Genomic DNA, 25,250 nt, shown 5'->3' with positions numbered 1-25,250 from the left:
ATCGTGAGGTTAAGTGAACATGGCTGACTCGCAAGAGAATTCGCGCGTACCGCACATGACCGTGAACGAGATGCGGGAATGGCTGCGCAACTGGATCGGCAATGCCACCGGGCAGTCGCCGGACTCCATCAGCGAGTCGACGCCCATGGTCGAGCTGGGGCTGTCCTCGCGTGACGCGGTGGCCATGGCCAGCGACATCGAGGACCTCACCGGTGTCACGCTGACCGCGACCGTGGCGTTCCGCCATCCCACGATCGAGTCGCTGGCGACGGTGATCATCGAGGGTGAGCCCGAAGCGGACATGGCCGCCCTCGATGCCGAGGACTGGTCGCGCCACGGTGACGAGGGCAAGCTCAACATCGCCATCGTCGGTGTGGGCACACGCTTTCCGGGGGACATGAACACCCCCGACCAGACGTGGGAGGCGTTGCTCGAGGGCCGCGACGCGATCACCGACCTGCCCCAGGGGCGGTGGTCGGAGTTCCTGTCCGAGCCGCGCATCGCCGAGCGGGTGGCCAAGGCCCGCACCCGCGGCGGCTACCTGAAAGACATCAAGGGCTTCGACTCCGAGTTCTTCGCGCTGTCGAAGATGGAAGCCGACAACATCGACCCCCAGCAGCGCATGGCGCTCGAGCTGACGTGGGAGGCGTTGGAGCACGCCAGGATTCCCGCGTCGAGTCTGCGCGGCGCCAATGTCGGCGTGTTCATCGGCAGCTCGGTCAACGACTACATGTTCATGTCGGTCGCCGATCCCACCGTCGCGCACCCCTATGCGATCACCGGTAACTCCAGCGCGGTGATCGCCAACCGCGTGTCCTACTTCTTCGACTTCCGCGGCCCGTCGATGGCCATCGACACGGCGTGTTCGTCGGCTCTGGTCGCCGTGCACGAAGGCATGAAGGCGCTACGCGCCGGGGACGCCGACGTCGTCCTCGCCGGCGGGGTCAACGCGCTGATCACCCCGTTGGTCACCCTCGGGTTCGACGAGGTCGGTGGCGTGCTGGCCTCCGACGGCCGGATCAAGTCGTTCTCCTCCGACGCGGACGGGTACGCCCGTTCCGAGGGCGGCGGCATGATCGTGCTGAAGCGTCTCGAGGATGCCCGCCGGGACGGCGACGACATCCTCGCCGTGATCGCCGGCGGTGCGGTCAACCACGACGGCCGCTCCAACGGCATGCTGGCGCCCAACCCGGATGCCCAGGAAGCGGTGCTGCGCAAGGCATACAAGGACGCCGGCATCGACCCGCGGTCTGTCGACTACGTCGAAGCCCACGGCACCGGCACGATCCTCGGTGATCCGATCGAGGCCGACGCGCTGGGCCGGGTCATCGGCCGCGGCCGCGCCGCCGACAAGCCGGCCCTGCTGGGCGCGGTGAAATCCAATGTGGGACACCTGGAGTCGGCCGCCGGTGCGGCCAGCTTGGCCAAGGTGGCGCTGTCGTTGCGCAACAACAAGATCCCGCCGTCGATCAACTACGCCGGACCCAACCCCTACATCGACTTCGACGCCGAACACCTCAAGGTGGTCGACACGGTGGCCGACTGGCCCCGCTACAGCGGCCGGGCCATCGCCGGTGTGTCCGGGTTCGGTTTCGGCGGCGCCAACGCACACCTGGTGGTGCGCGAGGTGCTCGCCAGCGATCTGGTCGAGCCGGAGCCCGAGCCCGACGTCGCGGTCGTGACGCCCGCCAACGACGACGCGAAAGCCGTGTACGTGGGCGGCGTGCGGATGGACGAGTACGGCGAATTCGTCGATGAGCCGCTTGCGCGAAGAGAATCAGGCTTCGACGATGAAGACGACGATGACGACGCGCTGGACACCCCGGCCGTGGCCGCCGAGGGCGACTACGAACTGCCAGGCTTGACCGACGAGGCGCTGCGCCTGCTCGAGGTCGCCCGCGAACAGCAGGCCGCCGCCGACGCCGAGAATCCCCCGAATCCGATTGTCCCGCTGGCAGTCTCGGGCTTCCTGACCTCGCGCAAGAAGGCCACTGCCGCGGAGTTGGCAGACTGGATCGACAGCCCCGAGGGCCGGGCGTCGTCGCTGGAGTCGATCGGCCGCTCGCTGTCGCGGCGTAACCACGGCCGTTCCCGCGCCGTGGTGCTCGCCCACGATCACGACGAGGCGATCAAGGGTCTGCGGGCCATCGCCGACGGCAAACCCACCCCGCTGGTCATCAGCGCCGACGGCCCGGTGACCAACGGTCCCGTGTGGGTGCTCGCCGGCTTCGGCGCGCAGCACCGCAAGATGGGTAAGAGTCTGTACCTGCGCGACGAGACGTTCGCCGAGTGGATCAACAAGGTGGACAGCCTCATTCAGGACGAGCGCGGCTTCTCGGTCCTCGAACTCATCCTCGATGACGCGATCGACTACACCGACGAGACCACCGAGCTACCGATCGAGAAGGTGCAGCTCGTCATCTTCGCGATCCAGATCGCGCTCGGCGAACTGCTGAAGTCCCATGGCGCCACACCCGGTGCGCTGGTGGGGCAGTCGCTCGGCGAGGCGGCCGCGGCCTACTTCGCCGGCGGGCTCTCACTGGAGGACGCGACCCGGACCATCTGCTCGCGCAGCCACCTGATGGGTGAGGGCGAGGCGATGCTCTTCGGCGAGTACATCCGGTTGATGGCGCTGGTGGAGTACTCGGCGGACGAGATCGACAGCGTCTTCTCGGATTTCAAGAACCTCGAGGTGTGCGTGTACGCCGCGCCGGGGCAGACGGTGATCGGCGGTCCGCCCGACGAGGTGGACGCGATCATCGCCCGCGCCGAATCGGAGGGCAAGTTCGCGCGCAAGTTCCAGACCAAGGGCGCCAGCCACACCTCGCAGATGGATCCGTTGCTCGGTGAGCTCGCCGCGGAACTGCAGGGCATCGAACCGCACCCGCTGCAGGTCGCCTACTACTCGACGGTGCACGAGGGCAACCTCGTTCGCGCCGGTGGCGAGCCGATCCACGACGTGGACTACTGGAAGAAGGGGCTGCGGCACAGCGTCTACTTCACCCACGGCATCCGCAACGCCGTCGACAACGGGCACACCACGTTCCTCGAGTTGGCGCCCAACCCGGTGGCGCTGATGCAGGCCGGGCTCACCACGGCCGACGCGGGTTTGCATGACGCGCAGCTGATTCCGACGCTGGCGCGTAAGCAGGACGAGGTCGACTCGATGACCACGGCCATGTCACATCTGTTCGTCTACGGCCATGACCTCGACTTCCGCACCCTGTTCCCGCGGAAGTCGCGCGGGTTCGGCGGGGCGCTGGATTTCGCGAACATCCCGCCGACCACGTTCAAGCGCAAGCCGCACTGGCTGGATGCGCACTTCACCGGCGACAGCTCCGGCGTGATGCCGGGCAGCCACGTGGCCACCCCGGACGGCCGGCACGTGTGGGAGTTCTCGCCGCGTCTGGGCGAGCGAAGCGACGGGACAGGTGTGGGCGAGGTCGACTTGGCGGCTCTGGTGAAAAGCGCTGCGGCGATGGTTCTCCCGGATGCCAAGCTGGTCGCCTCCGAGCAGCGCGCCGTTCCCGCCCAGGGTTCGCGCCTGGTGACCACGCTGACCCGCCACCCGGGCGGTGCGAGCGTGCAGGTGCATGCCCGGATCGACGAGTCCTTCACCCTCGTCTACGACGCGATCGTCAGCCGCGGTGGCGCGCAGACCGTGCTGCCGACCGCCGTCGGCGCCGGCACCGTTGCCGAGGTGTCGGTCGCGACGCCGGTCGAGGAGCCGGAAGAGACACCGGCGTTCGAGGCCGACAACCTGACCGCCGGGGCGAACCTCGGTGCGAGCTTCGCGAAGTGGTCCCCGGAGTCAGGCGAGACGATCGGCGAGCGGCTCGGCACGATCGTCGGCTCGGCCATGGGCTACGAGCCCGAGGACCTGCCGTGGGAGGTTCCGCTGATCGAGCTCGGTCTCGATTCGCTGATGGCGGTGCGCATCAAGAACCGCGTCGAATACGACTTCGACCTGCCGCCGATCCAGCTGACGGCGGTACGCGACGCCAACCTGTATGCGGTGGAGAAGTTGATCGCCTACGCGATCGAGCACCGCGACGAGGTCGACCAGCTCGCCGAGGCCCAGAAGGGCAAGACGGCCGAGGAGATCGCCGCCGAGCAGGCCGAGATGATGGGCGGCGCGAGCACGGTCGCCGAACTCGAGGCCAAGCTCGCCGAGGCAGGGCACCCGATCGCGGCCGAACAGTCGCCGGCGGAGAAGATCGCCACCGATTCCGTGGAGGCCCAGCAGGATCTGACGATCCCGCCGCCCCTGTCCGATGTCGCGGTCCCCGCTCCGCCTACGGACCCGTCGGGCCCGGGCATCCCGCCCCCGCCCACCGACCCGAGCGGCCCGGCCGGTCCACGTGCCGAGAAGCCCAGCGCCGCAAGCCTCGCCGCGAAGGTCCTCACGCAGGAAGCGGTCACCGAGGCGCTCGGCGCCGACGTGCCGCCGCGTGACGCCGCGGAACGCGTCACGTTCGCCACGTGGGCGATCGTCACCGGCAAGTCGCCGGGCGGCATCTTCAACGAGCTGCCGTCGATCGACGACGCGACCGCGCAGAAGCTGGCGGAGCGGCTCTCCGAGCGCGCCGACGGCGAGGTGACCGCCGACCAGGTGAAGGCCGCCGGCACCATCCAGGACCTGTCCACGGTCGTTCGCGATCTGATGGACGCCGGTGAGGTCGACGGCTTCGTGCGCACGATCCGGGCGCGGCCCGAAGGGTCGACGCGCATCCCGGTGTTCGTGTTCCATCCGGCCGGCGGGTCGACCGTGGTCTACGAGCCGCTGCTGAAGCGGTTGCCGCCGGACACCCCGATGTACGGGTTCGAGCGGGTCGAGGGTTCGGTCGAGGAGCGTGCCGCCGAGTACCTGCCGAAGCTGCGGGAGATCCAGGGCGACGGTCCGTACATCCTGGTCGGTTGGTCGCTCGGCGGGGCGTTGGCCTACGCGTGCGCGATCGGACTGAAGCGTGAGGGCGCCGACGTGCGGTTCGTCGGGCTGATCGACATGGTGCGTCCCGGCGAGGAGATCCCGCAGACCAAGGAGGAGACCCGCGCCCGGTGGGATCGCTACGCGTTGTTCGCGCAGCGCACCTTCAACGTCGAGATCCCCGAGATCCCCTACGAGGAACTCGAGGCGCTCGACGACGACGGTCAGGTCCGCTACGTCCTCGACGCCGTACAGCAGGCCGGGGTCGAGATCCCGGGCGGCATCATCGAGCACCAGCGCACGTCGTACCTGGACAACCGGTTGCTCGAGACCGCGGAGATCCAGCCCTACGACGGCCACGTGACGCTGTACATGGCCGATCGCTACCACGATGACGCGATCTTCTTCGAGCCGCGCTACGCCGTCCGCCAGCCTGACGGCGGGTGGGGCGATTACGTCGAGGATCTCGAAGTGGTGCCGGTCGGGGGCGAGCACATCCAGGTCATCGACGAGCCGTACATTGCCAAGGTCGGGGCTCACCTGAGTGAGGCGATCACCGTGATCGAGAGCGAGAGCAAGTGACCACGAAAACGACGGCGGAATTGCTGACCGAGCTTCGCGAGAAGCTGGAGCTCGCCAAGGAGCCGGGCGGTGAGAAGGCCGTCGCCAAGCGCGCGAAGAAGGGCATTCCGAGCGCGCGGGACCGCATCTACGAGCTGCTCGATCCGGGCAGCTTCCTCGAGATCGGTGCGCTGGCCAAGACTCCGGGCGACCCGGACGCGCTCTACGGCGACGGCGTGGTCACCGGCCACGGCACGATCAACGGCCGCCCGGTGGGTGTCTTCAGCCACGACCAGACCGTCTTCCAGGGCTCGGTCGGCGAGATGTTCGGCCGCAAAGTCGCCCGGCTGATGGAGTGGGTGGCGATGGTCGGCTGCCCGATCATCGGCATCAACGATTCGGCGGGCGCGCGCATCCAGGACGCGGTGACGTCGCTGGCCTGGTACGCCGAGCTGGGCCGTCGCCACGAGATGCTGCGCGGACTCGTGCCCGAGATCTCGCTGATCTTCGGCAAGTGCGCCGGCGGCGCGGTGTACTCGCCGATTCAGACGGACCTCATCGTCGCGGTGCGCGACCAGGGCTACATGTTCATCACCGGCCCCGATGTCATCAAGGACGTCACGGGTGAGGACGTCACGTTCGACGAACTCGGCGGCGCCGACGTGCAGGCGCAGCGCGGCAACATCCACAAGGTCGTCGACTCCGAGGCCGCCGCCTACCAGTACGTGCGGGACTACCTGAGCTTCCTGCCGGCCAACCACTTCGACGACGCCCCGATCATCAACCCGGGGCTCGAGCCGGAGATCACGCCGCACGACCTCGAGCTGGACACGATCGTGCCGGACTCGGACAACCAGGCCTACGACATGATGGAGATCCTGCTGCGGATCTTCGACGACGGCGACGTGTTCGAGGTCTCCGATCAGCGCGGGCGCGCGATGATCACCGCGTTCGCCCGGGTCGACGGCCGGCCCGTCGGCGTCATCGCCAACCAGCCGATGGTGCTGTCCGGCGCGGTGGACAGTGAGGCGTCGGACAAGGCGTCGAGCTTCATCCGGTTCTGCGATTCGTTCAACCTGCCGCTGGTGTTCGTCGTCGACACCCCGGGCGCCATGCCCGGTGTCGAGGAGGAGAAGAACGGCATCATCAAGCGTGGCGGCCGGTTCTTCAACGCGATCGTCGAGGCCGACGTCCCGAAGGTCACCATCGTGGTCCGTAAGGCGTACGGCGGCGGCTACGCGGTGATGGGCTCCAAGCAGCTCTCGGCCGATCTGAACTTCGCCTGGCCGACGGCGCGTATCGCGGTGATCGGCGCCGAGGGCGCGGCGCAGCTGTTGGTGAAGCGCTTCCCGGACCCGACGGCGCCGGAGGTGCAGAAGATCCGCAAGGACTTCATCGAGGGCTACAACCTGAACATGGCCACCCCGTGGATCGCGGCCGAGCGCGGCTACATCGACGGCGTCATCGAACCGCACGAGACGCGGCTGCTGCTGCGCAAGTCGCTCAAACTGCTGCGCGACAAGCAACCGTTCCCCAAGGTGCTGCGCAAACACGGCCTGACGCCCATCTAGAACTGCAGTGCGGTTGGATAGAGCTCGTGTCGACTGACTTCACCGGGCTGCGTCGGGGTGCGCCGCTGGGCGATCCGCGCCTGGACCTGTGCGATTTGTATGTGTTCCCGTCCCCCAGGGACCCGGGCCGTACGGCGCTGATCCTGACCGCGAACCCGAACGCCGATGCGATGCATCCCGACGCGGTCTATCGCATCGCGATCGACAACGACGGCGACCTGCGCAACGACATCGCGTTCAACTTCGTCTTCAGTGAACCGGTGAACGGCAGGCAGAAGGTCGACGTCCGCCTCGCCCTTCAGGCCGAGGCACGCGTCGACGCCGCGGTGGGGTCGGAGATCTTCGGCGGCACGGACGTGTCGTTCGAGGACGAGCCGCATCTGTGGCGGTCGCGCTCGGGGTCCTTCTCGTTCTTCGCCGGGGCCCGCAGTGACGCCGCGTTCGAGGGCTCGAAGGTCATCGCGATGGCCGTGGAGCTGCCGACGGCCTACCTCGGTGCCGTGCCCGACGTCCGCATCTGGGCGCGGTGCAGCGTGAACACCGACGGTCGGTGGGTACACGCCGACCGCGTTGCACATCCGTGGGTCAGCGGCTTCTTTCCCGACGACTCCGAACTCGCCGAGTTCAACGCCGGTGAGCCGAACCGGGACCAGGGTCGCTGGATGGGGCATCTCATCGAGTTGATGGCCGAGACCGGCGGCTACACCCGTGCCGAGGCCATCGACGCGATCGCCTCCGAGGGCACACTGCCCGACGTGCTGACGTACAACCCACGCAAGCCCGCCGGGTATCCGAACGGCCGCACGCTGCGCGACGACGTCGCCGACTACCGGTCGAAGTTCCTGACGAACGGCCGGACCAGCCTGACCGACTTCGCGCCGCGTGAGGAATTCCTGCCCGACTTCCCCTATCTCTGCGCGCCGTAGGGGTCTCGCGATGCCGCTGACCGACGGAGACGTGATCGCGGGCTACACCGTCATGCGGCTGCTGGGCTCGGGGGGCATGGGTGAGGTGTATCTGGCGCGCCATCCTCGGCTGCCGCGCAACGACGCCCTGAAGGTGCTCTCGGCCGCGGTGTGCGCCGACACCGAGTACCGGGAGCGCTTCAACCGGGAAGCCGACATCGCGGCGACGCTGTGGCATCCGCACATCGTCTCCGTGCACGACCGCGGGGACTTCGACGGCCGGTTGTGGTTGTCGATGGACCACGTCGAGGGCACCGACGCCGCGCGGCTGCTCGCCGAGCGCTACCCCGACGGGATGCCGCCGGATCTGGTGGTCCGCATCGTCACCGCGGTGGGGGAGGCGCTGGACTACGCGCACGCGCGCGGCCTGCTGCACCGCGACGTCAAGCCCGCCAACATCCTGATCGCCGACCCTGATACCGATGAAGAGCGAATTCTGTTGGCGGACTTCGGTATTGCGCGCCGTGTAGGTGAGGTGAGCGCGCTGACGGCCACGGACATGACGGTCGGCACGGTCGCCTACTCCGCGCCCGAGCAGCTCACCGCCGACAAGGACATCGACGGGCGGGCCGACCAGTACGCTCTGGCGGCGACGGCCTACCAGCTGCTGACGGGTTCGCCGCCGTTCCAGCATTCCAACCCGGCGATCGTCATCAGCTCGCACCTGTCGGCGCGTCCGCCGTCGATCGCGCAGGCGCGCCCGGACCTGTCGGGGCTGGGCGGAGCGTTGGAGAAGGCGCTGGCGAAATCACCGGCAGACCGGTTCGAACGCTGCATCGACTTCGCGAGGGCACTGGCCAACCGGACGGGGACGATGGCCCCGGCGCTCGGTGCCGATCCCCACGCGACGATGCCGGCGCAGGCGGCGACGGCCGGTCCGCGTCATGCCAGGACGGGGCGGGCTGCCGCGCGGTCCCGCGGGCGCATCCTGGCGGTGCTGGCGCTGGTGCTGTCTGTGCTGGCGGTGGCAGCGACGTTGTTCGTGGTGCTGCGCGACGAGCCGACGAAGACGGCCAGCGTGGCCGTGCCGGTGGTGGTGGTCGGCGCGGACTGCGGGACGCTGGGCGGGGCGGGCATCACCGAGCAGGGTGCACAGGCCTACTGCGCGCGGGTGAGCGGGTCGGATCAGCAGCTGTGGTCTTTGTATTCGTCGGACATCGCCAAACCCACCGGCACCGGCGACGTCCCGGTGCAGGTGTGCGTGCAGCAGACCAAGCTGTCCCAGGGCGACTGCCAGGGTGACATCGCTCGGGAGAATGCCGACCCCGGCGCGAACGACGAGACGAACTAGGTCAGACGCGGCGGTACAACCGGATCGACACCGCGCAGAGCCACGCCCAGCTCAGCACGACGGCGACGGTGAACGTCAGAAGCGCGGGGGTGCCGCCCTGCCCGGAGGACAGCCACAGGAAGCTCACCGCGAACACGAGCCCCACGATCCGCGACGGCCACCCGCCGTAGGTGAAGCACGCCGCGACCAGGCATGCGAAGCCCACACCGGCGACGGCGAAGTGGGTGATTCCGTGCCAGGTCACCACTCCCGGGCCTGCCGGGGTGCCCGGCGGGAAGCCGTCGGACGGGTCGGCGCGGAACATCCCGGCGAGGATCAGCGCCGCCCCGTAGACGCCGAGCAGGCCAGCCGTCCACGGCGCCCGTCGTCGCGCTCCCAGGGCACGGCCGACGCCGACGGCGGCGGCGATCGTCATCGCGCCGCAGATGATGAAGGTGGCGATCTGGATCCAGCCGAGGCTGCCGTTGGCGAGTTGGCTCGCCGCGTGCCGGGTCGGGTCGAACCCGTCGCGGGTGGCGGCTTGCGCGGCCACCGAGATCACGTAGACGGGGCCGGCAATAACTCCGTAGCCGAGCAACGATTTGGTGATGCGGTCCGCCAGTGGCGGGCAATCCGTCGTGGTCACGGCGTCCTCCGTGTCAGAATGGAACTAGACCGTACAGTACCCAAAACTGGACTGTCCAGTACCAGCGAGGTGAGATGCCGGAACCGACGAGCCGCTCGGCGCGCAAGCGTGCGACGATCCTGGCCGAGGCGCGGCGGCTGTTCCTGGCGCACGGCTACCAGGGCACCAGTGTCGACGCGATCGCGGCCGCCGCCGCAGTGTCCAAGCAGACGGTCTACAAGCAGTTCGGCGACAAGCACGCGCTACTTCTGGCGATCGTCGACGAGGCCTTGACGTCCACCGTCGGCAGCTTCGAGGCGCGCGTCGCAGAGCTCGCCGCCACGGCCGATCTCGAACAGGATCTGACGTCGCTGGCGCGTGACTACCTGCACGCTGTGCTGGCCGAGCCGGTCGTGCAACTGCGGCGCCTGGTGATCGGAGAGGCCACCCGCGTACCCGATCTCGCCGAGGCGTATCTGCAGCGCGCGCCGGGCCGGATGCTGGCCGCGTTCGCCGACTGCTTCGCGGCGCTGGATCGCCGCGGCCTGCTGAAGGTTGCGGACACAGCGCTCGCCGCAGAGCATTTCGCGTTCCTGATCGTCGGCCGGTGTATCGACGAGGCGTTGTTCCGTGGCGGTCCCGCGGTACAGGAGAGTCTCGACCTCGACCGCCAGGCGCGGAACGGGGTGCGGGTGTTCCTCGCCGGCTACGGCACCGGCTAGATTCCCCGGTCAGATCTCGGTCAGCGCCAGCCAGTCCTGGACGCCGAATCCGTTGTCGCGGGCCGAGATCCGTGCGCCACCGTGGCCGGGATAGTGCGCTGGCACGACCGCAGCTCCTCGGCGAGCGGCCTCGGTCAGCACGCGGTGGCGGGTGCGCGCCGCGGCAGCCGGGTCCTCGTCGAACGCGCACGGATCTTCGGGTCGGATCAGCTGGATCGGGCAGTGGGTGAGATCGCCGACGAACACGGCGGGTACGCCGGCGTCCAGCCACACCACCGACGAACCGGGCGTGTGTCCAGCCGCGGGCCGCAGCCACAGTGAGTCGCTGAGCTGATGGTCACCGGAGTACAGCTCGGTCTGGTCGGCGACCGGAATCACACTGTCGGCGAAGACGATCTGCATGCCCTCGTTGGCGCTGTCGCCGTCGGGGGAGAAGTGGCGGTAGTCGAGTTCAGGCATCAGGTAGCGGGCGTTCGGGAACGTCGGCACCCACTCTCCGTCGACCTGGCGGGTGTTCCATCCGACGTGGTCGGTGTGCAGGTGTGTGTTGACCACGACGTCGACGGATTCCGGGGTGACCCCGGCCGCTGCGAGCGCGTCGAGATATCCGGTCTGCAGCTGGTGCAGCGGCGGGAAGTGTGGCCGGTGCCGGTCGTTGCCGACCCCGGTGTCGACGAGCACGGTCAGCCCGTCGACCCGCAGCACCCACGTCTGCATCGCGATCTTCCACTGGTCGGCCTCGCGGTCCCAGAACAGCGGCTCCAGGAGGTGGGCGTTGTCGGCCCAGGCCTCGGTGGGGGTCTGGCCGAACAGATCGGTGCGCATCTGGACCCGCAGCTCGACCACCCGGGTCAGCGTGGCCCGGCCGAGCTGGACGGAATCGGTCACGGCTCGATGCGCATCGGACCGGGCGACCACAGCCCGGAGCGGCTGGCTTCACCGAGGTCGATCTGCGCCGGCTGCGCGTCGACGATGGTGTCGAACCGGCGTAGTGAACCCCAGTCCTGCCCCCAGTCGTGCGACAGGTAGGTCGACATGACCGACGCCCGCAACAGCAGGTCCGTGATCCCGAGCAGGCCACCGTTCTTGCCGTCCTGCCACGTGTCGGTGCTCTGAAGTTTGGCGAAGTAGTCGGGCGAGATGCGGAACTTGGGGATGTCGGTCACGCCGTTGGCATGCAGCATCGGCTGCTGGCACGGGAACACCAGCCCCACCGCCCAGTCCATCAGCACGGGCTGGGTCGATCCGACGTACTCCTGCACCGAGCGCACCTCGGGGACCCGCGGCGGGGTGACGGCGACCCAGTCGCCCTGGCCGAGCGACAGGTCTTCGGCGACCACCCGCACTGCCACGGCGTCGGCCGGGATCTCCGAGCGCGGGTAGCGCAGGTTGCGCCACGACGGAGTGGGGCCGATGTCGTAGGGCTGTACGCGGCCGGCGGGCACCGGCGCTCCGTCGGCGCCGCGGGTGGCGTATTCGAGTTCGACCTTCTGCCCCGACGTCAGACCGTTGGCGACACTCGTCCCCTCGATGGTGCCCGCCGCCGTGATCACCACGAGAGGATGCGCGTCGTCAGGAGCGGGCAGTGCGTACCAGGCCGAGGTGAGGCGGCTCTCCTGTTGTGCGGCAGTCGAGTACGAGCCGGCGACCGGGACGCGGGCGGGGTCCAGGCCGTAGGGCAGCGGGACCGTGGACCCGTTCAGCCCGGGCCGGGACAGCTTGATCGGGCGGTTCCAGTCGTAGTCGGTGCCAGGTTGCGGATTGTTCAGCCTGATCGCCTCGGCGATGATCTTCTCCGGAACCCCGTTGGGGGAGAAGCCCGTTGGCGTCGCACCGCCGAGCGGTCCGAGAGGTCCGTAGTCGCCAGGCAGTGGTGCCAGGAAGCCCGCGTTCGAATCCGGTTCCACCAGAACGTCGTCGGCCAACCCGCAGCCGCCGGCCAGCGCCCGCACGTTGGCCCATCCGTTGGAGTAGGTCGGGTATTGGCGCGCCACGCCGATCGCCATCGAGGCGACCGACACCACGACCATCAGGCCCGCCGCGATCGGGATCGGCGCGGCGGTCAGCAGCCGCACCACGCGAGGTTCGCGCCGCGGTCTCAGATGGAGCCAGAAGGCCCACAGCGCAGCCACCGCGAACAGCGCGAAGAACATGGTGCTGACGGTCACGCCGCCGATCTTGGGTACCGAATTGTTGAACGGCACACCGAAGTTCGACACGTACCACCAGCCGTTGGTGGAGGCGAAGCACAGCGCCAGTACGAAGAAGACCAGCGACAGGAACGCCATCCGGTTGCGGGCCGAGCGCAGCACCACCGGCGACACCATGACCGTGGCCAGCGCCGCCATCGCGCCGCCCACCGCCGCGAACAACCCGAAGTGGTGGATCCACTTGGTGGGGGTGAACATCAGGAAGAAGATCGTCGCGAAGATCACGCCCATCAGGCGCCAGGCCGGCCCGCGGGCGACGCCGGGAACACGCTTGCGGCGCAGCATCATGAACAGCGACGGGAACAGACACATCGCGGTGAACAGGAACGCCACCCGGCGTTCGATGGCGCCGTCGGTGGTCGGCAGGATCAGGTAGTAGTACCGCAGGTTCTCGGTGTACCACTCCTGACTCGGCCCGATCGCGGTGCGGATCTTGGTGGCTTCCAACACCGTTGCGATCGTCTGGTCGGCGAACACCACCGTCAGGATCACGGTGCCTGCTGCCAGGAGAGGGGCGATCAGTGGCCACGTGCCCACCAGTGCGCGTCGCCGCATCACGATGCGCAGGATCGGGCGGCCACCGGCGACCAGGGCGGCCACGGCGATCAGCCCGGTCGGCTGGATACCGAGGGTGAACGCGGCGGTGAGCGTGGCGAGTGCGGCCGGGGTGAGCCGGCCCGAGGTGATGGCCCGCTCGATCAGCACGTAGGTGACCAGAGCACCGGTGGCGATCTGCCCTTCGGGACGCAGCCCGTTGTTGAACGGCATCCACGCCGCCAGCAGCACCAGACCGGCCGCCCACATCGCGGCCCGGCTCGATGACACCGCGGGGCCGAGTCGCGGCAGCACCTCTCGCGAGAGCAGCAGCCAGCAGATCATCGAACAGATCAGGTCGGGCAGCCGGATCCACAGGCTGGCGTCGCTGACATGGGTCATCAGCGCGAGCACGTTGTAGTACCAGCCGAACGGATCCTCGGGGCTGCCGAACCAGCGGAAGTAGTTGGCCATGTAGCCGGCATGGTCGGCGGTGCGCGCCATCTGCATCTGGTAGCCGTCGTCCGAGGAGCCGGCTCCGATCACGTACCAGAGCAGGAACCCGCCGACGACGACGATGTCGACCACAGTGAAGGTGCGCCACCGGGTGGGGATCACGCGATGCATGCGGTGCCCGTCGAGGCGATCCAGCCGCCACAGCGCCAGCAGGGCGATCACCGTCGACACCATGGCCAGCAGCATCGCGGTGAGTTTCAGCGCGCTGGGGTGGGTGGTGTAGCGGGTGTCGATCGTCGCCGAGAACTGCAGCCCGGGCGGCGCCGGGCCGACCAGATCGGTGAACACCCCCACGATCGCCGGCCGCAGGTTGGGGTCGGCATAGCCGGTGCGCTGGGCGGACCCGTCGGACTTCTTCAGCCCGACGAATTCGGCGAACGTGCCGTCGTGCGAGGACGTGATGTCCAGGCGCTCGCAGCCGCCGATGCGGTTGCGGTTGACGCTGGCCACCACGACGTTGCGGACGATGACGTCGACGCGGGAGGCGGTGACGTTGACCAGCATCGCGTTCAGCGCGGCGTCGCGGCCCTGCGCGGGTGCGGTGCCCAGCACCAGTCCGCCCCTGGCCGGCATGTCGGCCAGCACCGCGCACGGAATGGAGGCGGTGAGCGTGACGGGGGCCTGCGCGATCAGCGGCGCGGTGACGTCGTCGGCCCGGCCCTGCTGCGGCCAGTTCAGCGTCGCTGTGGTCTGCGTGACCGGCAGCAGAGGAGTCGCCACGGCCAGCACGAAGCCGAGCAGGCCGGCGATCGTCGCGACCCAGCGCGCCACCTTCACGTCGTCGCGCATCACGGGAGGGCCCTAATGGGTCCGCCACGGCTCCAGCCGAACACGCGTGTCGATCCTTCCTCGACGACGGCGTCGGGCGCCTCGTCGCGCGGTACGACGCGGATGTAGCGCTCCAGTGAGCCCCAGTCGCGGTACCAGTCACCCTTCAGGTAGGTCGGAATCGTCGCGGTGCGCAACAGCGCCTGGATGAACAGGAACGGTCCTCCGGATTCGGCGGATTGCCACTGGTTCGACGAGACCACCATCTGCTTGAAGTTCGGGATGATGCGGTACTGCGGCAGCTCGGCGATCCCGAGGTGCTCGGCGAACGGGCGCTGGCAGGGGAAGTTCGCCGCTGTGGCGATGTCCATCATCACCGGGGTGTCCGACCCGAGGAACTGTTCGGCGGTCTCCAGCACCGGAACCCGCGGCGGGGTGAACCCGAACCACTGGTCCTCCGACAGGTTGGGGTCGTCGGCGACGATGCGGGCGACGTTGGCCTCCGGCGGTGCCGTCGTCATCGGGAAGCGCAGGTTGCGCCAGGCCTTCTGCTGGAAGATGTCGATCGGCTGGACCTCATTGAGCGCCTGGTAGGACCCGTCGGGCCGGTGCACTCCCCACTGCAGCTTCAGTGACTGGCCGTAGTTGAACGAGCCGTCTTCGTTGTAGTACCAGATGGCTCCGGCGGCGGCGACGCTCACCAGCGGCCGGTCCGGGGTTCGGGGCGGCAGTTGGTACCAGGCCGAGGTGGCTTTCGCCGCGATGGCGTTCTCGCCGTAGCTGCCCATCACCGGCGTGCGCTTGGGGTCGAGGCCGAACGGCAGGAAAACCCGGGAGCCGTTGACGCCTTCCGGTCCGTAACCACCGCCGGTGCCCGCCGCGTATCCGATGCCGATGTTCGGCTTGTCGACGGGGCCGTCGGAGTTGACGGTGCCGGGATTGGCGGCGACCGGCTCGGCCGGTTCGAGGGTGTCGCTGACGCCGTTGGGCGTGAACCCGACCGGGTCCTCACCGCCGAGCGGCCCGTACTGCCCCCATCGCTGGCCCGGAACGGGTTGCAGCATGCCGGCATTGGTGTCGGCTTCGACGAGGACGTCGTCGGCCATCGCGCAGCTGTCCGTGCCCAGGCCGGAGCGCAGCGCGGCGATGTTGGCGGAGCCGGTGGTGTAGACGGGGTAGCGCCCCGCGGTCGCCTTGAGCATGGAGCCGAGCTCGAGGACGACCATGATGATCGCGACGATCAGCATCGGCGTCGAGGCCAGCGCACGGTTGCGGCCGGTGTCGGCGACCTGGGTGTGACCGGCGTAGTCGATGCGGAAGTGCAGCCAGGCCGAGAGCAGACCGCCGGCGATGGCCAGCACCAGGAAGATCGTGGTGACCGGGAAGTGCGCGATCACGGGCTGTTTGTCGAACCAGGGCACCCCGTAGTTGCCGACGTAGAACCAGCCGTTGATGCCGGAGGTCGCCCATGCCAGCACGAACAGCAGGGCCGTCACGTACAGCGCCAGGTTGCGGCGGCTGTGCAGGCCGACCCGGGCGAACGCGAACGCCGTCACCCCGCCGAGCGCGCCGGCCAGCCCGGCGAACGCGCCGAACTGCGCGGCCCACTTGGTCGGGGTCAGGGTCAGCAGCAGCAGACCGATCGCCGCACTGCCCGTCAGCCGCCACACCGGTCCGCTCACCGCACCGGGCACACGGCCGCGGCGCAGCAGCACCACGATCAGCCCGAACACGCACAACAGCAGCAGGAGCACGGCGAAGCGGCGGGTCAGGGAGCCGTCGACGCTGTCTTCCACGGTGAGGTAGTAGTAGCGCAGGAACTCCTGGTACCAGGGAATGGTCGGCCCGACGGTGTACTTGATGCGCACCGACTCGGCGACGGTGGCCAGCGTCTGGTCGCGGAACACGATCACCGAGACCAGCGAGAGGGCCGCCACCAGCGGTAGCAGGGTCGCGGCGAATCCGTCGGTGCGGCGGCGGGCGGAGACGATCTGCGTGATGCCGCGAGCGCCGACCAGCAGGGGCGCCAGCGCAACCAGACCCTGCGGCGCCAGCGTCACCGAGAACATCGCAATCACGATCGCCACGGCGGCCGGCCACAGCCTGCGCGTGCCGAGCGTCCACTCCACCAGCATCAGGACCGCGACCACCGCGAAGGCGATCAGCGGTTCAGGGCGCAGCCCGTTGTTGAACGGCAGCCACGCGGCCAGGAACACCGCCGCGGCGGTCCAGGTGGCCACCCGGTTCGCGGCGACGCGGCGGCCCAGCCGCGGCAGCAGGCAGCGGCTGACGATCAGCCAGGTGCCGATGCCGGCGAGCAGCGCAGGCAGCCGCATCCACACCCCGGCGGCGCTGATCGAGGCCAGGTGGGCGAGCACGCTCTGGTACCAGTCGAACGGCGCCTCGGATGCCCCGAAATAGCGGTAGTAGTTGGTGGTGTAGCCGGCCTCACCGGCCACCCGCGCCATCGTCAGGTTGTAGCCGTCGTCCGACGACGTCGCGCCGACGACGTGCCAGGCCAGCAGCCCGCCGATCACGCCCAGGTCGGCCACCCAGGTCGCCCAGCCGACGCGGCGACGGGTGCGGGGCGGGCGCCGTCCGGACACCCGGTCGAGCAGCGCGAGCGCGATGATCGAGCCGACCACACACACGACGCCGAGCGCCATCACGAGTGTCTTCAGCGCCGACGGGGTGGTGATGAAGCGGGTGTCGACGTCGATACGGGCGTTCAGGCCCGCAGTGACGGGGACACGAAGGTCGGTGAACACCCCCGCCACCTGCGGGCGTTTGTCGACGCTGAGCGTGCCGGTAGCGCCCGGGATGCCGACGAAATCGGCGCCGACCGCACCGATGTTGGCCCACAGGCGCAGCTCGCTGCAGGCGCCGCGGTTCACGTCCTGCCGGGGTGCGACGGCGGCGACGGTGTCGCGGAACGCGACGTAGACGACGTCGGCATTGGCGCGCACGAACAGGCCGTTACGGCCGGCGTCGATCCCGTTGGCCGGAATCGTCGAGAACACCACGCCGCCGTCCGCGGGCAGGCTCGCCACGGCCGTGCAGGGGATCGTGACGTCGAGCGACTTGGGGGCACCGGAGACCAGCGGTGCGGTGATGTCGCTGACGAAGCCGTCGGCGTCGGCGCCCTGCGGCCACAGGACCGTCGCGGTCTGCTGGGTGACCGGAAGCAGCGGTGCGACACCGCAGCACAGGATGCCGACGAGTCCCAAAACTCCCGCGAGGATCGCGACGAGACGGGGACTGCGGGCAGGCACGAGGCTCGATGGTAGACGGGTCTAGGACAGACGCAGCGGTGCCGGGCTCCACAGTCCGCTACGCGTTGCCGAACCGAGATCCAGGCGGGCCACCTCGGCGCCCGGGTAGTAGGGCGTGAGCTGCTGCAGCGCACCCCAGTCGCGGAACCAGTCGTACTTCAGATATGTCGGCACGGTGGTGGCGCGCAGCAGTAGTTCGGTGATGCCGAGCGGGCCGCCGCCCAGGTAGTCCATCACCGGCGAGTTGGCCTCGGCGCCGAAGCGGTCCGGCAGGATGCGCCACTTGGGTACCTCGATGACGCCGTTGCGGTGCCCGTACGGACGCTGACACGGGAACGCGAGCCCGACCAGCCAGTCCAGCAGCACCGGATCGCTGGAGCCGACGACGTCCTGCAGCGTGCGCAGCGCCGGGATGCGGGGCGGGGTCACGGCGATCCAGTGGGTGGGGCTCAGATCGTCGTCGGTGGCGACCAATCGGATGCGGGTCGCGTCGGAGGGGATGGCCGACAGTGGCGCCCGCAGGTTGCGCCACGCGGGGGCCGCGCCGACGTCGCCGAAGCCGATGCCGCCGCCCGGGGTGTCGTCGCCGTCGCGGGCCCACTGCACGATCAGATCGCTGGGATCGAACCGGCCCGCCGCCGACACCACCAGCAGCGAGTCGGAGCGGTCGCCCTCGTTCCAGCCGGCGGGCAGGCGGTACCAGGCCGATCGCAGGAACGCGGGCGCCTGCGTGCCGCTGCGCCAGCTGCCGAGCACGGGGGTGCGGGCCGGGTTCAGGTTGTAGGGGAGGCTGGCGCGCGAGCCGTTGATCCCCGCTGCGGCGGTCGTGCCACCCTCGGTACCCGCTTCGCTGCCGGTGACCACGCCGCTGTCGGAGTCGGCGAAGTTGTCCGAGCCGGGTTGTTCCATCACCGGGTCGGCGGAGACGTCAGCGGGAATTCCGTTGGGGGTGAACCCTTCTGATCGACCGGCGCCGAGCGAGATGCTGACGGGTGTGTCGATCGGGGTGAGGATGCCTTCATTGGGATCCTGCTCGACCATGACGTCTTCGGCCATGCCGCAGGTCTTTCCGGCCAACGCCTCGAGGTTGGACCGGCCGACGGTCCAGGCCGGGTACTGGCCGGTCATCGCCAGCGTGAGGGAGCCGACCTCGAAGATCACCAGGGCCCAGGTGGCGATCGCCAGCGGGGCGCGCGCCACGGATCGCCAGCGCCGCGGCGGGGCCTCCGGGGCGGCGTCGCGGCCGGAGAAGTGCACCCAGGCGGCCACCAGCAGGGCGAGCACGGAGAGTCCCAGCAGCATGGTGGTGAAGCCGAAGTGCCATTCGGGGAACGAATTCGACCACGGCACACCGAAGTTCGAGACGTACCACCAGCCGTTGACGGTGGCGAACGAGAGTGCGGTGAGGAACAGCACCGCCGCGGTGAACAGGGTGCGGTTGCGCCGGGACCGCATGGCCGCCGTCGAGATCGCCACGGCCGCCAGTGCGCCGAGTGAACCAGCGAGTCCGGCGAACACGCCGAAGTGGTGGGTCCACTTGGTGGGGGTGAACATCATCGCCAGGAACGAGATGATCGTGATGCCGACGATGCGGCGGCTCGGGCCGAGCGCGGTGCCGGGAATGCGGCCCTTGCGCAGCGACATCGCCACCGACACCGCCAGGGCGAGTAGCAGCGTGACGACCGCGAACCGGCGTGCCACCGAGCCGTCGGGGCTGGTGGTGAACAACCGCGAGTAGCGGATGTGCTCGTCGAACCAGGCCAGGCTGGGCCCGACAGCGGACTTGAAGCTGCTCGCCTGCAGTTCGGCGGCCAGGGTCTGGTCGCGGAAGATCAGGAAGATCGTGACGGTGCCCGCGGCGGCGATCGGCGCCAGCAGCGCCCAGTAGCCGAACCGTGAGACATGGGCGGCCACAATGGTTTTCAGCGGCCCGATGGCGACGAGCAGAGCGCCGACCGCGGCGATGCCGGTGGGCCCGGAGAACAGCGTGAGCGCGCCGATGATCACGGCGATCGCGACGGGCAGCAGCCGGCTGGTGGCCACCCCGCGCTCGACCGAGCACCAGGTCAGCAGGATGCCCAGCGCGATGATCGGCTCCGGACGCAGACCGTTGTTCAGCGGCAGCCAGAACGCCAGGAACAGTCCCGCGGCCGTCCACGCCGCGGCCCGGCTGTGTTTGACCGAGTCGCCGAGGCGGGGGATCACCTCGCGGCTGATCACCCACCAGCAGGCCAGCCCCATCAGCAGCGTGGGCAGTCGCATCCAGACGCTCGTGGTGCTGACGTGCGCCCACAGTGCGAGCAGGTCGTAGTACCAGCCGAACGGCGCCTCCGGGGTGCCGAACCAGCGGTAGTAGTTGGCCATGTAGCCGGCGTTCTCCGACACCCGCGCCATGGTCAGGATGTAGCCGTCGTCGGCGGTGTTCGCGCCGACGAAGTGCCACCACACCATCACCGCGGTGACCAGCCCGTCGAGCGGGGACAACGACCACCAGCGCTGCGGCAGGAAGCGCTTGTTCCGCCGACCGTCGGCGCTGTCGAGCACGTGCAGCGCGCCCAGCGAGACGATCGTCATCGCGACGCCGAGGATCATCGCGACGAGCTTGAGCAGCGTCGGCGAGGTGCTGTAGCGGGAGTCGACGGTGGCCGAGAGCTGCAGGCCGGGAGGGGCGGGGCCGGACAGGTCGGTGAACACGCCGACGATCTGCGGGCGGAAGTCGTAGCCGCTGCGCTCGCCCCGCAGAGGTTCGCCGGCGTCGGACGAGTCGGGTGGCTGGGTGAGCCCGACGAACTCGCCGGTGACCTTGTCGGCGTGGGCGGTGAACGTCAGCTCCCGGCAGGCCGGGCTGAGCACCTGGTCCAGCGGTGCGCTGACCACCGGGGTGTTGCGCACGATCACCAGGACGTCGTTGTTGACCCGCTCGATGAGCAGCCCGCGGTCGACGGCTTTCGGCGCCTGTCGGGGCACGGTGGACAGCAGCACCGAGCGACCGGGACGGTCCAGGCCCGCGGCGGCCTGGCAGGGGATCGTGATCTCGAGGTCGGTGGCGACGTACCCGATGAGGGGGGCGTCGACGCTGGCGAGCACCCCGTTCTGCGGCCAGTTCAGCTGCGCGGTGGTCTGGGTGACCGGCAGCAGTGGGGTGGCGATCGCCAGCACGGTGCCCAGCAGGCCCGCCACGATCGCGATCAGGCGCGCGGTGCGGTGGTTGCCACTCCTCGCCCGCTGCTCCGCCACGGAGCTAGATCGTAGAGGGCTTGCGGATGGCCAACACGAACGGCCCGATCGTGGACACGTCGAAGCGTGGATCGTCGAACAGCGCGTCGTCGAGGGCGGCGTGATAGCGCCGCACGTTGGGCTGGTTGGGGTAGACGTCGGCGGCCAGCCGCAGCGTGTAGGTGTCGTTGGCGCCGCGACGCATCAGGAAGACGGTGGGCGGCGGCCACGGCAGGGCGTCCAGGGCTGTGACGAACTGGTCGGCGCTGGTCAGCATGGACCAGCCCTCGATGGCGCCGGCGCGCTCGGTGAACTGGGCGAGCGGGTTGGCGTAGTGCGACGTGAGGCCCTGGAAGCCGTAGTACGGGTAGTAGGACAGGAAGCTGTAGTCGGCGGTCATCACGACGGTCTCGTTGCGGGGCCGGCCGGTCACCTCCTGGATCTTCGCGTCGACCTCCCGGTAGTACTGCTCGGCTCCCGGGGGCCTGCGGTCGGCGCGCTGACCGGAGCCGTCGGTGTCGGTGTAGGCAACGACGATGTCGGAGCGCAGCACGTCGGGGATGTCCTGGCTGAACGTGACGGCGCCGAGGGCACCGACCACGGTGGCGACGGCGACGACGCGGTGCGTGTTCGCGGTTCTCACCCGCGCGGCCAGGGCCCGGGACGTCTCGATGAACCCGAACGCCCCGGCCGCGGTCAGCAGCACCGTCAGCGTCGGCTGCAGACGGAAGGACAGCAGCGTGGTGCCCACCAGCGTGGTGAGCATCGACAGCAGCGACCAGGCGTACACGGCCAGCACGGCGACAGCCAGCGCGGGTGCCGTCTGCTCTTCGCGCAAGCGCTCATCGCCCGCACGCGTGGAGCTGCGCGCCCGCACGACCAGCCACAGCGTGCCGAGCAGGCACAGCGCACCCAGAAGCGTGAACTGCAGCATCGGGAACGACAGCTGAGCGCCGTCGACGGGCAGGTAGTGCTGCGCGGTGCCGCGGTCGGCGGGAGTGCCCTTGGCGGCGGCGATGAGATAGGGCCCCCACCCGATCAGCGCAATCAACCCGGAGATCACCGCAATGACGGCGAGACGGGCCAGCGGGTCCCAGTGCCTGCGGGCGACGGCGAGCAAGGCGGCCATGATGGTCAGCGTGAACGCCGCGTACGCCAGCAGCAGCGTGTAGAACAGGGCCGCGCCGCCGAGGAAGATGCCGACCGCGACGACGGCGGCCCAGCCCCCGTTTCTTGATTTCCCCCGCAGGCCCGACCACCCCAGCACGAAGATCGGCGGCAGCAGCACGGTGATGATCGCGGCGTAGGGCTCGGCGGGGGTGTAGGCGAGCGCAGCCGCGGCGGTCGCGGTGCTGACCACGAGCGCGTATTCGAAGCGGACCATCGCGGCCCAGAGCGCGAAGGCGATCACGATCGCGATCGCGATCGAGGTGACCGACCACGGCTTGAACATCTCCCACGCCGGCGTGCCCGTCAGTGCCGCGAGCCGGCCGCCGAGCCAGAACCAGCCCGGCGGGTAGAACGGCGGCAGACCGATGTAGGTCATGTCGTGCAAGCTCGCCGAATCCGTGAGCCGGGTCAGATATTCGGTGCGGAACTGCTGGTCGACGGAGATGCCGAAGAGATACAGCTTCGTGGCGCCCAGCGGCATGGCCAGGGTGACGACGGAGAAGGCGGCAAGGAACAGGGTCGCGCCGAGGCGGGCCAGGGTGTGACGGCCGCGCCGCCACAGCAGCCCGGCCGCGAAAAGCCCTGTCAGACAAACGACCTGGCCGACCGTGGTCAGCGCGTGCAGCTGATTGGATGAGTTGTAGGCCGGCCATTCGACCCGGGCGATCGCAGCCAGGCTCACGACAGCGACCAGGGCGGCGATCGCGGCCGCGACGGTCATCTGGCCGGCCACTCGAACCGGCGCGGCCAGCACGCCTGGCATCAGATGGGGAGCTTGCGGAAGATCGGGCGCGGGATGTGGCGCAGCACCATCATCACGTAACGGAACGCGCCGGGCGCCCACACCAGATCCTTGCCCTTGGCCGACGCGGTGACTGCGAGCTCGGCGACGTACTCCTTGTCGACGGTCAGCGGCGCTTCCTTGACGTGCGCGCTCATTCGGGTGCGCACCTGGCCGGGGCGGATGACGAGCACGCGAACGCCGTGCTCGCGCAATGCTTCTCCCAGGCCGAGGTAGAAGCCGTCGAGCCCGGCCTTGGTGGAGCCGTAGACGAAGTTGGAGCGCCGCACGCGTTCACCCGCCGCGGAGCTCATCGCGATGATCTGGCCGGAGCCCTGCGCGCGCATCTTCTCCCCGACGAGCACGCCCACCGACACGGCGGCGGTGTAGTTGATGTCGGCGATCTGGACGGCCTTGCGCTGGTTCTGCCACAACTCCTCGGCATCGCCCAACAGGCCGAACGCGACGATCGCGACGTCTATGTCTCTCGGGGCAACGGCGCCGCCCCATGCCTTCTCGATGACGCCGGGGTGACTGTCGGTGTCGAGGGCGTCGAAGTCGATGACTTCCACTGCCTTGGCGCCGGCGTCACGCATCTGCGTTGCGGCGGCATCGCGCAGTGGATCGCCGGGCATGCACGCCAGGATCACCCGGGCCGAGGCGTTGCGCAGGTAGCGCGCGCAGATCGCCAGGCCGATCTCGGAGGTTCCCCCGAACAGCAGGATGGTCTGAGGATTGCCGGTGGCGTCAAACACCATTTAGAGGAGCTCCAGTCGTCGAGCCATGTCGGAGGCGAAGACCCCGGCGGGATCGACCTTGCGGCGCAACGCGATCCATTCGTCGATGCGGGGGTACATGGCGTGGAAGGTCTCGGCCGTGGTGCGGGAATCCTTGGCGGTGTAGAGCCGCCCGCCGAATTGCAGGACCCGCTTGTCGAGTCCGTTGAGAAACTCGTTGAGGCCCGGCTTGATCGGAAAGTCCACGCACACGTTCCAGCCGGGGATCGGGAAGCTCAGCGGCGCTTCGTTTCCCGGCCCGAATAGTTTGAACACGTTGAGGAACGAGTAGAACCCCGAGCGCTGGATGTCGACGAGGATCGCCTTGAACTCCTCGACGGCGTCGGTGGGCACCACGAACTGGTACTGGCCGAAACCCAATGAGCCGTAAGCGCGATTCCACTCTCCGAACATGTCGAGCGGATGGTAGAACTGCGTCAGGTTTTGGACTTTGCCGCGGTAGGTGCCCGACTTGCGGTACCAGAGTTCGCCGATCGGCATGAACGTGTACTTGTTCGCCAGCCCGTTAGGGAAGACATCGGGCAGCGTGAGCAGTTGCGGCGCATCGAATTTCAGCGGGTTCTTCTGCAGCTTGGAGGGCAGCTGGTCGAGGGTTGCCAGCGAGCCGCGGGAGATGGCCGCGCGCCCGAGCTTGGGCGGGGCGCTGATCGCGTCGAACCACGCACTGGAGTAGGTGTAGTTGTCCTCGGTGCCGTCGCTGTGGAAGGCGATGGTCTCGTCGAGGCTCGCCGTGACGTCCCCGTCGGCGATGAAGTACGCGGTCTCGGTCGGCGTCATCGCGATGGTGGCGCGCAGGATGATGCCGGTCAGTCCGTTGCCTCCGACGGTGGCCCAGAACAGGTCGCGCTCGGGGCCGTCGGGGGTGAGGGTGCGGACCTGACCGTCGGCGGTGAGCAGGTCCATCGAGCGGACGTGGTTGCCGAAGCTGCCGGCACTGTGGTGGTTCTTGCCGTGGATGTCGCAGGCGATGGCGCCGCCGATGGTGACCTGCCGCGTGCCCGGCAGCACAGGCACCCAGAGTCCAAGAGGCAGGGCTGCGCGCATGAGCTGGTCGAGATTGACGCCGGCATCGACGTCGACGAGTGCATCGTCGGTGTTGATCGAGTGAATGCGGTTGAGCGCATTCATGTCGATGACCAGGCCGCCGCCGTTCTGGGCGTTGTCGCCATAGGAGCGGCCGAGGCCACGGGCGAGAACACCACGGTCAGGGTCCTCGGCGGCGCGGGTGACGGCCTTGACGATCACCTCGGGATCCGGCGTCGTCAGCACCTGCGCGACGGTCGGAGCGGTGCGGCCCCAGCCGGTCAGGCGCTTGGCGGTGGTCGGAAACTCGGTGCGAAACATC

13 protein-coding genes are annotated in these 25,250 nt (G+C 69.1%); 5 read left to right on the top strand and 8 right to left on the bottom strand.

The window, feature by feature from the left end; genetic code table 11:
• The first annotated feature begins 19 nt into the window (after nt 1–19).
• Genes pks13 through ACZY1G_RS15100 form a run of 4 tightly spaced genes read left to right on the top strand, consistent with a single transcriptional unit; the run spans nt 20 to nt 9,315 of the window.
• Nucleotides 20–5,509, top strand: coding sequence for a polyketide synthase Pks13 (gene pks13 / locus ACZY1G_RS15115; protein WP_463822834.1), 5,490 nt, complete (start codon nt 20–22; stop codon nt 5,507–5,509).
• Nucleotides 5,506–7,059 carry an acyl-CoA carboxylase subunit beta gene (locus ACZY1G_RS15110; RefSeq protein WP_463812651.1) on the top strand — a complete coding sequence of 518 codons (1,554 nt, stop codon included), beginning with the start codon at nt 5,506–5,508 and terminating at the stop codon, nt 7,057–7,059. Before pks13 ends, ACZY1G_RS15110 begins: the two co-directional genes overlap by 4 nt.
• A 26-nt stretch (nt 7,060–7,085) precedes the next feature.
• Nucleotides 7,086–7,985 carry a DUF4331 family protein gene (locus tag ACZY1G_RS15105; RefSeq protein ID WP_463812650.1) on the top strand — a complete coding sequence of 300 codons (900 nt, stop codon included), beginning with the start codon at nt 7,086–7,088 and terminating at the stop codon, nt 7,983–7,985.
• Between the two features lie 10 nt (nt 7,986–7,995).
• The gene (locus ACZY1G_RS15100) at nt 7,996–9,315 is read left to right on the top strand and encodes a serine/threonine-protein kinase (protein ID WP_463822833.1); all 1,320 of its coding nucleotides are present in this window, start codon (nt 7,996–7,998) and stop codon (nt 9,313–9,315) included.
• Nucleotide 9,316: 1 nt separating this feature from the next.
• Here ACZY1G_RS15100 and ACZY1G_RS15095 read toward each other — a convergent pair whose 3' ends face one another.
• The gene (locus tag ACZY1G_RS15095) at nt 9,317–9,940 is read right to left on the bottom strand and encodes a DUF998 domain-containing protein (protein ID WP_463812648.1); all 624 of its coding nucleotides are present in this window, start codon (nt 9,938–9,940) and stop codon (nt 9,317–9,319) included.
• A gap of 74 nt (nt 9,941–10,014) precedes the next feature.
• Here ACZY1G_RS15095 and ACZY1G_RS15090 point away from each other — a divergent pair, with 74 nt between their 5' ends.
• Nucleotides 10,015–10,641 carry a TetR/AcrR family transcriptional regulator gene (locus ACZY1G_RS15090; RefSeq protein ID WP_463822832.1) on the top strand — a complete coding sequence of 209 codons (627 nt, stop codon included), beginning with the start codon at nt 10,015–10,017 and terminating at the stop codon, nt 10,639–10,641.
• Between the two features lie 9 nt (nt 10,642–10,650).
• Here ACZY1G_RS15090 and ACZY1G_RS15085 read toward each other — a convergent pair whose 3' ends face one another.
• Genes ACZY1G_RS15085 through ACZY1G_RS15055 form a run of 7 tightly spaced genes read right to left on the bottom strand, consistent with a single transcriptional unit; the run spans nt 10,651 to nt 25,249 of the window.
• A complete protein-coding gene (locus ACZY1G_RS15085) occupies nt 10,651–11,529 on the bottom strand; it encodes an MBL fold metallo-hydrolase (RefSeq protein ID WP_463822831.1) in 879 nt (292 codons plus the stop codon).
• Nucleotides 11,526–14,690: an arabinosyltransferase domain-containing protein gene (locus ACZY1G_RS15080; protein ID WP_463822830.1), complete on the bottom strand. Its 3,165-nt coding sequence runs from the start codon at nt 14,688–14,690 to the stop codon at nt 11,526–11,528. The genes ACZY1G_RS15085 and ACZY1G_RS15080 overlap by 4 nt, the downstream gene beginning before the upstream one ends.
• Nucleotides 14,690–17,941, bottom strand: coding sequence for an arabinosyltransferase domain-containing protein (locus tag ACZY1G_RS15075; RefSeq protein WP_463822829.1), 3,252 nt, complete (start codon nt 17,939–17,941; stop codon nt 14,690–14,692). The genes ACZY1G_RS15080 and ACZY1G_RS15075 overlap by 1 nt, the downstream gene beginning before the upstream one ends.
• A 21-nt stretch (nt 17,942–17,962) precedes the next feature.
• Complete coding sequence (locus ACZY1G_RS15070) at nt 17,963–21,250, bottom strand: arabinosyltransferase domain-containing protein (RefSeq protein WP_463814758.1); 3,288 nt, start codon at nt 21,248–21,250, stop codon at nt 17,963–17,965.
• On the bottom strand, nt 21,183–23,090 hold the full coding sequence (locus ACZY1G_RS15065) for a galactan 5-O-arabinofuranosyltransferase (RefSeq protein WP_463822828.1): 1,908 nt from the start codon (nt 23,088–23,090) through the stop codon (nt 21,183–21,185). Before ACZY1G_RS15065 ends, ACZY1G_RS15070 begins: the two co-directional genes overlap by 68 nt.
• A complete protein-coding gene (locus tag ACZY1G_RS15060) occupies nt 23,090–23,866 on the bottom strand; it encodes a decaprenylphospho-beta-D-erythro-pentofuranosid-2-ulose 2-reductase (RefSeq protein ID WP_463812641.1) in 777 nt (258 codons plus the stop codon). The genes ACZY1G_RS15065 and ACZY1G_RS15060 overlap by 1 nt, the downstream gene beginning before the upstream one ends.
• The gene (locus ACZY1G_RS15055) at nt 23,867–25,249 is read right to left on the bottom strand and encodes an FAD-binding oxidoreductase (protein ID WP_463822827.1); all 1,383 of its coding nucleotides are present in this window, start codon (nt 25,247–25,249) and stop codon (nt 23,867–23,869) included. It abuts the gene before it with no gap.
• Nucleotide 25,250 lies beyond the last annotated feature (1 nt).

The sequence above is a fragment of the Mycobacterium sp. IDUB_5 genome, assembly GCF_055419565.1.
This window is presented reverse-complemented; position numbering and strand designations above follow the sequence as displayed.

Coding starts and splice junctions, on each gene's coding strand:
- ACZY1G_RS15065 (WP_463822828.1), bottom strand. CDS start 23,090: ATGCCAGGCGTGCTGGCCGCGCCGGTTCGAGTGGCCGGCCAGATGACC.
- ACZY1G_RS15055 (WP_463822827.1), bottom strand. CDS start 25,249: ATGTTTCGCACCGAGTTTCCGACCACCGCCAAGCGCCTGACCGGCTGG.
- ACZY1G_RS15100 (WP_463822833.1), top strand. CDS start 7,996: ATGCCGCTGACCGACGGAGACGTGATCGCGGGCTACACCGTCATGCGG.
- ACZY1G_RS15060 (WP_463812641.1), bottom strand. CDS start 23,866: ATGGTGTTTGACGCCACCGGCAATCCTCAGACCATCCTGCTGTTCGGG.
- ACZY1G_RS15080 (WP_463822830.1), bottom strand. CDS start 14,690: ATGCGCGACGACGTGAAGGTGGCGCGCTGGGTCGCGACGATCGCCGGC.
- ACZY1G_RS15090 (WP_463822832.1), top strand. CDS start 10,015: ATGCCGGAACCGACGAGCCGCTCGGCGCGCAAGCGTGCGACGATCCTG.
- pks13 (WP_463822834.1), top strand. CDS start 20: ATGGCTGACTCGCAAGAGAATTCGCGCGTACCGCACATGACCGTGAAC.